The following is an 11966-nucleotide window of genomic DNA, read 5'->3' on the forward strand; positions in this document are numbered from 1 at the left end:
TACATCCACTTCCTATTCCTATTCTAAGCTTTCTCTTCATCTTGATTATTAATAAATGAACATCGCATCGCCAAAGCTAAAAAAGCGATATTGCTCCCGCACAGCTTCTTCGTACGCCTTCAAGACATGAGATTGCCCTGCAAGCGCGCTGATCAGCATCAACAAAGTTGATTTCGGCAAATGGAAATTGGTTAACAAGGCATCCACGACTCCGAACTGATATCCCGGATAAATAAAAATGCTCGTCCAGCCTTGGGAGGCTTCGATATGCAGCGGTTCTGTCCCCGTGCTTCCCGCTTGTTCACGACTCAGTCCTGCCGCCGTTTCCAACGTGCGTGCCGAGGTTGTCCCTACCGCTATGACTCGTCTGCCATTCGCTTTTGTTTCATTGATTAAAGCGGCTGTTTCCGGTGAAAGCACATAATATTCCGAATGCATTTGATGCTCTTCAATCGTATCGACCGAAACAGGACGGAAAGTTCCTAATCCGACGTGCAGAGTTACAAATGCAATTCGCACGCCCTTCGCTTGTAATTTGTCCAGATAGGCTTCTGTAAAATGCAGACCTGCTGTCGGGGCCGCAGATGACCCTTCATGCTTGGCATACACCGTCTGATAACGTTCTCGTTCAGAAAGCTGCTCCTTAATGTAGGGAGGAAGCGGCATCTCGCCCAATTGGTCGAGAATTTCGTTGAAAATGCCGGTATAGCTAAATTGAAGCACACGGGCCCCCATCTCGCCTTCTTCTACCACTTCCGCCGTTAAAAGCGGCTCCTCCGGATTGGCTGCATCCATATTCAGTCCAAAGACTGCTATCGCGCCTAGCTTCATGCGCTTTCCAGGCTTGACCAAAGCTTCCCAACGGTCGTCGCCCAGCGGCTTCAGAAGCAGAAGCTCCACTTTCGCTCCGGTGTCTTTCTTCGCACCAAAAAGCCGGGCTGGTATAACCCGTGTATCGTTCATCACGAGCAAATCCCCGGCTTCGATATAATCAATCAGCTGTTCAAAAGTTTGGTGATTCGTCTCACCAGTTTGTTTGTTAAGTGCCAGCAATCTGGACGCCGTACGATTCAGCAACGGCGTCTGGGCAATTAAATTTTCGGGTAGTTCAAAATCAAAAGATTGTACATCCATGAAGTAGTTTCATTCCTTAGTTATGGTAATTCCAGCGTAGTAGGACTGGAGAATTTTCTTATAATCATAGCCGAGCTCCGCATAACCTCTTGCCCCCCACTGGGACATGCCTAGCCCGTGGCCATAGCCTGTTCCTCGGAAAACAAATTGTTTGCCTGAACCTATTTGAACAACAGACGAAGATGTCGAGCTGCCTGGCGCCAGGCTGGGCTTAGACGATCCAGCTGTGCCGAGAGCTGTTAAATCTGACTTTTTCAAAGCGGTGGGGGCCGATTGTCCTGCGGATAAAACATAGATGGGCTCCGTCGCAGAACCGCTTGTTTCTGTCGCGGCTGCACCAGCAATGGCTAAGCCAGCCGCATTTGGCGTATTACCAGTATAACTGCCTGCTGGTTCAATTTCAAACCGAGTGCTGGGCAAACCGCCAAGCACCGTGCGTAGAGCATCCGGATAAGGAACTTTCACAACTGTGCCGTTCGCTTTCAGCTCGGTCACCCTGCCGGATGGGCCGCGTTTGGATATCTCTAATGTTTGCAAATCTCCCGTGATTGCAATCCCTGCTGCCGTTAATTTACCCTTGATATCACTGGCTGTATAAGGTCCTCGCGTCCAAGAAAATGCATTTGATTCTTTCTCTTGACCAATGACAAGCACCTTTTCATTCGTTGAAAGTTGATCAATTGAAGGGTTCGCCGCATTATCAACATAAGGTGCTAGCCGCACGTTAACATCTTTCTCTGTAGCCGTGTAATAAGAAGCCCCTTCTTTGGACTTCTGGCCGCTATCCTTGAGATACATCGAATGCACATAACCCGTTCGACCATCTGCCAGCTGAATGCGGTACCAAATAGCTTTCCCTTGCTCTGCACCTTCATCCGGACTAGGCACACTGCGCAAATAAGCAAGCGGATTCCCCCATACTTCAGAAGGATCAGCGGTCATTCCTCCAGCATTAGAGGAGAACACCGGTGAAATGAGTCCGTTTTTATCGCTGATGACTTCATCCTTCGTAGCATCCACTGCTTGATTCCCTGCAGGAAACTCCTTTTGAATACCATAATAAGCTTGATCAAGCGTGGTATCCGTTACTTGAGCAATCTCATACTTATTCCCTTGTTTAATCGCAAAAGTCCTTGCAGCGACTGCTTGTGCTTTCAAAGCTTCCACAGGCCAGCCAGCACTAAGCTCGGAGCCTAAAACACCGTATAAATAAGACTCCATGGCAACTTCGTTCACCAAGGCTAATTTATCATGATAAGTACTAATTTCCATATCTCCGCGATAACGGCGGTCTCCCCGCTCTTTCACCGTAATCCCGTCGCTTTTGGGATGAACCACCGTCTTCTGCTCGCCTGCGGCTGACGCATAATGCGGGATTGCAGCAGCGCCGTTCGATGAAGCTGTAACATCTGATCGAGCAATGATATAAGAGGACTTTGCGTTTACGGCTTGCAGCGGTACATTCGGAGCTGCTTTCAGCGCGGCTGTCTTCACCGCGTCAAGCTGCGCTGCCGTTGCTTCGCTGCCTACAAAAACGCTATAAGCCAGCGTTCCTGTCGCATCTTCCTGCACGGCTATTTCCGCTTGAACTCCGGCTTGTATGTATACACTCATTTGCTGCTGAGCTGCCGCTTCCGTCGCATAGCTCCCGGCACTTAAGTGCAGTGGACCTGTCAGAACAGGTGGAATCGACTTCGTTAGTGCTGCGACCGTCCCATCTTTCAATGCCTGCGCAGCTGTGCCCTCGGCCGCCTCCTTGGTAGGAAAGCTGCCGTAATACACTTGATAAACAGTTTTGCCTTGCTTCACTCGGCTTAATACATAGCCATCTGCCGTCATTGTAGCCAGCTTGGCATATAGCGCTTTGGCCGCCGTAAAATCCGTTGTCTCCAGCATCATGGCGCTATACTGCTCAATAGACATACGGATAGATGTATCCACGATGGATAACCAAGGCTTAACCACTGCATTCGCAGCAGCGCGAACACCAATTTCCATCCCACCCGTTCCGCCGGATAGCGTAACTACTGGTTCTACCAATTTATACTTCGTTGAATCTATCAGGAGAGCAACACGAATTTGATCCAAATGCTTTACTTCCGCTGCATGGGCAGGCGACTCCACTATTGGGAATGTTCCAAAAATCAAAGCGGCTGTAGTAATCACAGTCAACGTCTTAGGGGCGAGCAGCTTTTTTCTCCAATTCATTCGACAATAATTCCTTTCTTTCGAGGCATTCTATAACGTTAGACTCTAGTAAGCCGAAGAAGTTTTGTTTGATAGCGTCGTTTTTAGCAAAAAATGTCTGGGTACTCTTGGGAGAGGACCCGATATTTCTGCGAAAATGCTGGATTATGCAGTGTTGTTAGATCGGGGTTCACTGCTGCTGTGTGCGCGTTCTTCAGCGTTGCGGTGGGCATAGGGGCACCTTTAGCGCTGTGAAGTTGCGTTAACATGCAAGCTTTCTCGCTTTGCGAGTTGTACCTCGAGACAGCCTTTTTGGCAGGTTCAGGAGCGGTTTACTGCTTCTCTGCCTCTGAGACTGCTTTTTCGGCTGGCTCGGATCAGCTTTTGCGCAGTTTTGCCTCTTTTTCCGCTCGAGACTGCCTTTTCGGCAGGCTCAGGAGCGGTTCACTGCTTCTCTACCCCTGAGACAGCTTTTTTCGCAGGCTCATCACATCTTTTGCGCAGGTTTGCTTCTTTTCCCGCTCGAGACTGCCTTTTCGGCAGGCTCAGCGGCGGTTCACTGCTTCTCTACCCCTGAGACAGCTTTTTTCGCAGGCTCAGATCAGTTTTTGCGCAGGTTTGCTTCTTTTTCCGCTCGAGACTGCCTTTTCGGCAGGCTCAGCGGCGGTTCACTGCTTCTCTACCCCTAAGACAGCTTTTTTCGCAGGCTCATCACATCTTTTGCGCAGGTTTGCTTCTTTTCTCGCTCGAGCCTGCCTTTTCGGCAGGCTCATCGCCGTATAAGTTCACTGTTTACGACCGTTTCACGTAACTTCAAACAAAAAAATCTTTCACCCCCGCCATTCGGCTGAGGCAAAAGATTTCCCTTACTTCTGATCCGGCACTGGCAAGCCCAGATGATGATAGGCTAGCGGTGTGACGATGCGGCCGCGCGGTGTTCGCTGCAAAAAACCAATCTGCAGCAGATAAGGCTCATACACATCCTCGATCGTTTGACTCTCTTCACCGATGGTAGCGGCAATTGTTTCCAGACCGACAGGACCGCCCTGGAAGCTCTGAATGATCGCTCGCAGCATTTTGTGATCAATCTCATCCAGACCAAGGTCATCGACTTGAATGAGCTTCAGCGCCTCTCTGGCGATGTCTAGCGTGATGATGCCATCGCCTTTGACCTGCGCGAAATCGCGAACCCGCTTCAGCAAGCGGTTAGCGATTCGCGGTGTCCCGCGAGAGCGCATCCCGATCTCGCGCGCAGCTTCGCCGACGATGCCAACCTGCAGGATGTCGGCTGTGCGGCTGACGATGTAGGTGAGCTCCTCCACCGTGTAAAACTCCAGCCGACTGACGACCCCGAAGCGGTCGCGCAGCGGCGCAGACAGCAATCCGACGCGCGTCGTCGCGCCGATCAGCGTGAACGGCGGCAAGTCCAGCCGCACGGAGCGTGCGCTCGGTCCCTTGCCGATGATAATGTCAAGGGCAAAGTCCTCCATCGCCGGGTATAGAACCTCTTCCACCGTACGGTGGAGACGGTGAATCTCGTCGATGAAAAGCACGTCGCCCTCCTGCAAATTCGTCAGGATGGCAGCAAGATCGCCCGGCCGCTCAATCGCTGGGCCGGAGGTCGTTCTGATACTCACGCCAAGTTCATTGGCGATGATGTTGGACAACGTGGTTTTGCCTAAGCCAGGCGGACCGTACAGCAGCACATGATCAAGTGCTTCTTTACGCATCTTGGCGGCTTCAATATAAATCTTAAGGTTCTCCTTCGCCTGCTTCTGGCCGATATATTCGGCCAAATAACGAGGACGCAGGCTATATTCAATGACATTGTCCTCCATCATCAAATTAGCCGATATAATCCGGTCATTGTCCATCGTGATCCTCCTAAGAGCTTTCCCTAAGGAAAGCTGACTTCGTAAACCTAAGCAGCCATCTACTTTAACTCTGCAAGCCACATTCATTTGCTTTTATCTCATAAGCCATTTTCACTTGCTTTTATCTCACAAACCTGAGCTACCGCATGTATAGCCCTTACCCTTATGTATACTATGAATTCTATGATTCCATAACGTTCATCACTTCTACTGCATCGAATACAAAGCTTGCAAAGCAAGCTTCACTAACACATCCACCGAATCTCCCGGATTCGTTTTGGGCTTCACTTGCAGCCAAGCACGGTCAGTCTCTGCTTCGGTATACCCCAGCGTCATCAATGCTTCCTTCGCTTCGCTCCAGATGTGGCCGCCTTCAGTAAGCTGCGCCGAACCAACCACGCTCAAAGCGACAGCCGCCTCCGGACTGGAGAAGCTGACAGAACCTAATTTGTCCTTCAAGTCCAAAATAATCCGCTGAGCCGTTTTTTTGCCGATACCCGGAAGCTTCGTCAAAAAGGCTAAATTCTCCTGGCTAATCGCCAAAATAACAGCCTCCGGCCTACCGCCCGCTGCCAGAATCCCGAGAGCTACCTTAGGTCCAATGCCCGTCACATCGAGCAGCAAACGAAACAGAGACTGCTCATCCCGTGAGATAAAGCCGAACAGCAGGTGAGCATCCTCACGCACATGGTAATGAATGAACATGGTCACATCTTCATCTTCCTTATGAGACAAGGCATACGGATTCGGACAAAAAACACGGTAACCTACACCGTTTACATCCAAAACGGCATAGTCGCTTTCGCGAAAGGCAACTTTCCCTCTTAAGAAATCTATCATCGTTTCCTGACCTCATTTATCCTAGATTGCAAAGCAGATGAGTGTGCATGGCAAATAGCAATCGCAAGCGCATCGGCCACATCATCCGGTTTGGGTATTTGCGAAAGTTTAAGCAAGATCTTGACCATTTCCTGAACTTGACGCTTCTCGGCATTTCCATAGCCAACAACCGCTTGTTTCACTTGAAGAGGCGTATATTCAGCAATCGGCAGACCGGCTTGAACACCCGCAAGAATCATCACACCTCGCGCTTGCCCTACCGTGAAAGCCGTTGTTACATTTCGATTAAAAAATAATTTCTCGATCGACATCGCGTCCGGTTTATACTTCTCTATTAATTGTACCGTAGCATCATAGACATCTTTGAGCCGGATGCCGGGGTCCGTATGTGCCTCTGTCTGAATAGAACCATATTGCACAGGGACGAGCTTGCTGCCAATCTTATCAATAAAGCCAAAACCTACGATCGCGATCCCCGGATCAATCCCCAGAATACGCACAGCATTTCTCTCCCATCTAAAAAAAGCGAACATATGTAGTCATTTCACATTATAGCAGATAACAAAAAAAAGAGATAGACTCGGGAATCCCCTCATCTACCTCTTCTTCATTATTCCCATTTATGGCCTTGTCATCGCCCGCTCCGTCTCTTCAACGGCATAATCACTGAAGGTGGATAATACGCTATTATACTCCTCCATATCCGACACTCGAATGCCATTGTGCAATTGCTCCACCGTATCACGCGGCAAACTGCTTTCCAGATGCTTAATATTCAACTGAAAAAAGGTGCGAATCACATTATCTTTGGCTGGTGTTCCATTAAAAAGGGAGAGATTGCTGCTGCCATCGATACCGAATACCGCGTTTTCTTTGCAAGCCGGTGATAAATCATCAATATTTTCGGTAAATGTTACCTCTCCGTTCGTGCTTAAGCTCAACAGCCAATCTGGATGCTTAGTCTGCAAATTGAGCAATTGTTCCGACGTTTGCAGTCCTAGCTGGCTGCGTTCCTCTCCGCAAACATAGGACTTAAGCAAGTAGCTTTCACGGCTATCCGTTATCCGTTTGAGCGTTTCTGTCGCCGTTTTCAACCGTTCATCATCTTCAGGTGTTAGCTGCGCCATGGTTGATTGAACTGCTCTCTCAGAGCGCTCAGCTTTACTTAAATAACCGTCTGAAGCAAATAATAGCCAACCCGCCGCTCCGACAAGAAAGAACATCCCTAACGTCAACAAACTGCGTTTGCGCCGCAGCTTTCTTTTCCAATGCTTCAAAAAGCGTTGCACATTCACTGATATCCCCTTCTCTTCTCGTTTTTCCGTATTGTTTCCATTTGCATCAAACGCTATACATCATTTACCATAGAGAGAACGAATGAAAACAATCAAGACGGACGGTGATGCCCTGAATGAAAGGTAGAAAACGGATTAAACGCACAACGCTCCTCATGATTGGAGTCGTCTTGTTGTGGGGGTCAGTAGCCATTTGGAACGAAATTAATAAAACCAGGTCAACAGGGGTTCCACCACGTTCAACTTCAGCCGCACATCCCTCGCCAACTCAAAAAAGTAACCAAACCTCCATAAATTCGATTACGAATGGGTATAAAATGAGCTCGCCATAGGTTAAAATTTGACTGTAGCCACAGAAGTGATATAGTCAGAAGTAGATGAATTAATCTCATACTTATTCAGGAACAACGATATATATGGAACAAGACTAAATCACAAAAGTTCATCTTAAAAATGCAAGTTTTTCTAGCGAAAAACGCTTTGCTTTTGTTAAAGAAGACAGTTTTCTTATGAAAACTCTTAAGGGAGGGAAAACATCATGAATGTGGCAGAACTTCAATTAATTCAATTATCCAGACGAGGCGACCGCAATGCTTTCGTGGAGTTAGTCGAGCTATACCGCAACAAAATTCAGAAGCTTGCTTTTCGCATGCTGCACAACAGACCGGATTCGGAGGACATCGTCCAAGAAACCTTCATCCGTGTCTATCTGAACTTAAATCATTATGATGAGAGCCAGAACTTCTCTACATGGATTTATCGGATTGGGAAAAATGTTGCTATTGACCTGCTCCGCAAAAAGAGACCCGTCCAATCCTTGGATGCGGAACTGAACGATCATGACGATGACTATAGCTACTACAGCAAGCTGGCAAGTCAAGATCAATCGCCTGAGCACGCCGTACTCCAAACAGAGATTCGAGATCACATGCATACATCCATTAATAAATTAGCGGACAAATATAAAAGTGTGATTACCCTCTACTACATGGAGGAGCTCTCACTTCAAGAAATTAGCTCTAAGCTGAACTTACCCATCACAACCGTGAAAACCCGCTTGCACCGCGGACGTGAGCTGCTTCGCAAAAAATGGGGAATGAATTTCGTTGTTGGCTTAATGGTCTTTTTTACAATCGGCATGATCGCCTAACATACATGAAGAAGCCTCCTATTCCACACAAGCTCGAGTGGTTTAGAAGGCTTCTTTTTCATGTTCAGAAGTTGATCCAAGGTCCGGCCGGTTTGGATTCCTGCTTTTCATCTGCTCTCTGCTGACGTTTTAAGAACGAATTTAAGGCGGATGAACCGGACAATCTTACTTTTTTGGTTGAGCGATGGGTTTTGGACTTGGTCGGCTTATCGCTGCGAATGTCAATTTCAACGATTTCATCTGTATTTGTTTCTTTGGCCAGCTCATGAGTATGAACTTGCGGCATCATCGGCGACTCATAAGGAGCCTCATAGTGGGCACCGGCATACGGGATGCCGTAGGGCGCCTGCTGGTAGCCATCAAAGGAATGATGATGAAGATGCCCAGCTGCCGGATAATCACCAAAAGATTGATGATGATGTCCAGCCTGCGGATAATCACCAAAAGATTGATGATGGTGTCCTGCCTGTGGATAATCACCATAAGGATGTTGTACGCCTTGCTGCATGTCGTAAGGCGATGCCGGCGGATACAGACCTGGAATCGTAGGGGATCCCTGTTGGTAGCCATCCCATGGCGTTCCGACGGAGCCTGTTGGATAACCCGCCGGAATTGTCGACCACGGTTGTTCCATCATCGAAGGACCTCCGCAGCCGCAGCCCTCTTCGCTTGCCGGATACGTCATTTGCGGTTGATTGCTGTAAGAAGCCTGTTCCCATGGCGGTTGTTGATATGCCGAAAATGCGGGATATGTGGACGCCTCAGGTTGCTGGGCAAATACGGGATACGTGGACGCCTCAGGCTGCTCGGATTCCGGGTAGACCGATACCTCCGTCGCAGAGATGTGAAATTGCTTAAACGGATGAACGGCTTTCTCATGCTGTTCCGGCATTTCAAAAACCTCAGGCTCTGGAGCAGGCATAATAGAAGATGGCTCCATCTGCGAAGATAGGATAGGTTGCGGAATAATGGGGGCAGGCTCTGGAGCAGGCGTTGGGACCGGAACAGGCGCTTCAGCAATGGGCATAACTGGCTGTTGATTCATATCAACAGGCGTCCAAGGCTGCTCAGCCGGCATTTGTTCAAATGGCATCGTCGAAGGTTTTGAAGAGGGAACTGGAGTGGTTGCTGCTTGACCCTGACTGCCTTCATGCTCGTGATGCTGGAATTTGGGAACATACACAACTTCCCCAGTCATAAGTACATTGGGATTCTTCAGCTGCGGATTCGCTTGAATCATCGCATGAAGCGGTACATCCCAAGCTTTTCCAAGCTTCCATAAGCTATCGCCCTGTACGACAACGTGTTTGTACGCATATTCCGCAGGCGGCTCAAAGTGACTCGGTTTCGAAGGAATCTTCACCTTCATTCCGATGTCAAGATGATTCGGGTCTGCCAGCTGTGGATTGAGTGCGATAATCTGGTCCAGCGTAGTCTGGTATTTTTTTGCAAGCTCGTACAGGGAGTCTCCCTTTTTGACAATATGGATTTTCAACACCATACCTCCTTCGAATGTTCGTCAGAAAACATGCTGCATAAGCCTTATGCTTATTCACAATGATATTACAGTTTATGCACGTTCCTAGGCTTTTGCCCCTTTTGGGACAAAAAAATTCCCTCGCGTCATCAACGCCAGGGAATCGCTTGTTCAACTTGTATAAGAATAGCTCGGATAACAACCCAAAATTCGAACCTGACAACCTATCGCCTCAATTTCTTGAATCGCAGCTGGCAGAAGCACAGAATCCAAGGACCCGGCTATGTCGATATAAAAGTAATAATTTCCTAATTTCTTCTTCGTCGGCTTGGATTCAATTTTAGAGAGATTGATCCGCCGCCAAGCAAACGCAGACAGTACTTGATGCAGGGCACCTGGATAGTCTTCAGGCAGCGTAACCAGAATAGTTGTCTTCATGTCACCCGAAGATTTCAGCTCAGAAGCCTCATTGCCCACCAGCAAGAAGCGAGTCATATTGTCTTTGTGATCCTGTATTTCCCTCTCCAGCATGGGAACGCCATAGTTCTCCGAAGCGATGGCCGTTCCGATAGCGGCTACGGTTGGATCCTGCAGTTCAGATACAAGACGAACCCCTTCTGCGGTAGAGCTCACTTGTTCGAACTCCGCTCCGCTCAAATACTTTTTCATGAACCGGCTGCACTGTGCAGGCACGACATGATGGGATAGTACCTTGCGGATATGCTGGTACGGGTTCGCACCTTCCGACTGAACGTCTGACTTGGGAAATCCGATTAGATTCATATCAATTGGAAAAACCCATTCAGCTCGTATCGGCAGATTGACCTCATGTACGAGCCAGTCGACATGCAAATGTACGGAGCCTTCCAAGGTGTTCTCAATCGGAATAACGCTAAGATCCGTTTCTCCCGATACCGTCGCATTGAATACTTCGGATATCAGCTTATAGGAAACATAGATAAAATCCTCTTTCAAAAAATGGCGAGTAGCTTCTTCCGAAAAGGTGCTCGGACCCAGAATCGCAACTTTCTTCATACAAGGACCCCGCCTTCTACCAGAGATTGCAGATCTCCGTCATTCTCTTGAAGCAGGGTTATCGTCACACCTTCTTGACTCGGCCTCAACCAGAGCGTTTCGGCCTCTATGCCTTCCTTCGCCAGTGTATCCTTCAAGAAAGCCTCCAGTTCGGCCTTCTGTCCGCTTCGTGCGTCCACAAGGGCAAGCATCGTTGGTCCCGCACCGCTGAGAGCGACGCCAAGTGCGCCATGATGCTCGGCTTGCTCCAACAAGGTCTTCATGCCCGGAATGAGCTCAGCGCGATATGGCTGATGCAGTGCGTCCTTCATGGCATGACGGATCATCCCTAGGTTGCCTGTACTTAGCGCAGCTACAAGCAGTGAGGAATGGCTAAGGTTGTACACCGCATCCTTCATAGAAACTTGCTTAGGCATCACGCCTCTCGCCTTCTCCGTAGACAGTTGGAAGGCAGGTATGGCTACCAGCACTTCCAAGTTCACGTCTGGCTCTATCCGAATAGACTCGGCTCGCTCACCGTCCCAGAATGCCACCACGATGCCGCCATATAAGCTTGCCCCTACGTTATCAGGGTGCTTCTCCAGACGGCTCGCAATTTGAAACAGCTCATAAGGCGTGAGCTTATTCCCAATCAGTGCATTGGCGCCTGCCAATGCCCCGATAATAGCGGAGGCGCTGCTGCCTAAACCACGCGTCAAGGGGATATCGCTGTACATCGCAATTTCAAGCTCCGGATAAACGACGCCCGCTTCTTGGAAGACCATTTGAGCGACTTTATATATGAGATTAGACTTGTCCGTTGGAATGCCATTCATCTGATCGCCAAGCAGTTGAATGGTCGTTTGATCCGAGATGGCCATGTCGATCCAAGCATAGAGATTCAGGGCCATCCCCAGGGAGTCAAAGCCAGGACCTAAGTTTGCCGTACTTGCCGGCACCTTCACTCTTACCTTTTGCACTGACTGATAACTCAT

Annotated in this window: 10 protein-coding genes; 1 reads left to right on the forward strand and 9 read right to left on the reverse strand. The window is 48.8% G+C overall.

The window, feature by feature from the left end; translation table 11 throughout:
• Positions 1–48 precede the first annotated feature (48 nt).
• From queA to HQN90_RS25385, 6 genes are all read right to left on the reverse strand, one after another.
• Positions 49–1134: a tRNA preQ1(34) S-adenosylmethionine ribosyltransferase-isomerase QueA gene (queA, locus tag HQN90_RS25360; RefSeq protein ID WP_173223904.1), complete on the reverse strand. Its 1086-nt coding sequence runs from the start codon at positions 1132–1134 to the stop codon at positions 49–51.
• 9 nt (positions 1135–1143) lie between these two features.
• A complete protein-coding gene (locus tag HQN90_RS25365; RefSeq protein WP_173223906.1) occupies positions 1144–3342 on the reverse strand; it encodes a SpoIID/LytB domain-containing protein in 2199 nt (732 codons plus the stop codon).
• An 845-nt stretch (positions 3343–4187) separates the two neighbouring features.
• Positions 4188–5195 (reverse strand): Holliday junction branch migration DNA helicase RuvB, encoded by a 1008-nt coding sequence (gene ruvB / locus HQN90_RS25370; RefSeq protein ID WP_173223908.1) that lies wholly within the window; start codon positions 5193–5195, stop codon positions 4188–4190.
• Between the two features lie 207 nt (positions 5196–5402).
• On the reverse strand, positions 5403–6035 hold the full coding sequence (ruvA, locus tag HQN90_RS25375; protein WP_173223910.1) for a Holliday junction branch migration protein RuvA: 633 nt from the start codon (positions 6033–6035) through the stop codon (positions 5403–5405).
• A complete protein-coding gene (gene ruvC, locus HQN90_RS25380) occupies positions 6032–6535 on the reverse strand; it encodes a crossover junction endodeoxyribonuclease RuvC (RefSeq protein WP_079419040.1) in 504 nt (167 codons plus the stop codon). Before ruvC ends, ruvA begins: the two co-directional genes overlap by 4 nt.
• 120 nt (positions 6536–6655) lie before the next feature.
• Positions 6656–7330: a BofC C-terminal domain-containing protein gene (locus HQN90_RS25385; protein ID WP_338042383.1), complete on the reverse strand. Its 675-nt coding sequence runs from the start codon at positions 7328–7330 to the stop codon at positions 6656–6658.
• A 538-nt stretch (positions 7331–7868) separates the two neighbouring features.
• On the opposite strand from HQN90_RS25385, the gene sigW reads away from it, so the two are divergent.
• Positions 7869–8480 (forward strand): RNA polymerase sigma factor SigW, encoded by a 612-nt coding sequence (gene sigW / locus HQN90_RS25390; protein ID WP_079419042.1) that lies wholly within the window; start codon positions 7869–7871, stop codon positions 8478–8480.
• Between the two features lie 64 nt (positions 8481–8544).
• Here sigW and HQN90_RS25395 read toward each other — a convergent pair whose 3' ends face one another.
• The 3 genes from HQN90_RS25395 to thrB form a co-directional block, all read right to left on the reverse strand.
• Positions 8545–9975 carry a LysM peptidoglycan-binding domain-containing protein gene (locus HQN90_RS25395; protein WP_246362836.1) on the reverse strand — a complete coding sequence of 477 codons (1431 nt, stop codon included), beginning with the start codon at positions 9973–9975 and terminating at the stop codon, positions 8545–8547.
• A gap of 153 nt (positions 9976–10128) precedes the next feature.
• Entirely contained in the window at positions 10129–10992 is an 864-nt protein-coding gene (gene pheA / locus HQN90_RS25400; RefSeq protein ID WP_173223914.1) for a prephenate dehydratase, read from the reverse strand.
• On the reverse strand, positions 10989–11966 hold the full coding sequence (gene thrB, locus HQN90_RS25405) for a homoserine kinase (RefSeq protein WP_173223916.1): 978 nt from the start codon (positions 11964–11966) through the stop codon (positions 10989–10991). Before thrB ends, pheA begins: the two co-directional genes overlap by 4 nt.

It is taken from the genome of Paenibacillus alba, assembly GCF_013204855.1.
GTDB classification, from domain to species: domain Bacteria; phylum Bacillota; class Bacilli; order Paenibacillales; family NBRC-103111; genus Paenibacillus_E; species Paenibacillus_E alba.

Bases quoted from the DNA above. Each gene is read 5' to 3' on its own strand.
- queA (WP_173223904.1), bottom strand. From the start codon at position 1,134: ATGGATGTACAATCTTTTGATTTTGAACTACCCGAAAATTTAATTGCC.
- HQN90_RS25365 (WP_173223906.1), bottom strand. From the start codon at position 3,342: ATGAATTGGAGAAAAAAGCTGCTCGCCCCTAAGACGTTGACTGTGATT.
- ruvB (WP_173223908.1), bottom strand. From the start codon at position 5,195: ATGGACAATGACCGGATTATATCGGCTAATTTGATGATGGAGGACAAT.
- ruvA (WP_173223910.1), bottom strand. From the start codon at position 6,035: ATGATAGATTTCTTAAGAGGGAAAGTTGCCTTTCGCGAAAGCGACTAT.
- sigW (WP_079419042.1), top strand. From the start codon at position 7,869: ATGAATGTGGCAGAACTTCAATTAATTCAATTATCCAGACGAGGCGAC.
- pheA (WP_173223914.1), bottom strand. From the start codon at position 10,992: ATGAAGAAAGTTGCGATTCTGGGTCCGAGCACCTTTTCGGAAGAAGCT.
- thrB (WP_173223916.1), bottom strand. From the start codon at position 11,966: ATGAGTTATCAGTCAGTGCAAAAGGTAAGAGTGAAGGTGCCGGCAAGT.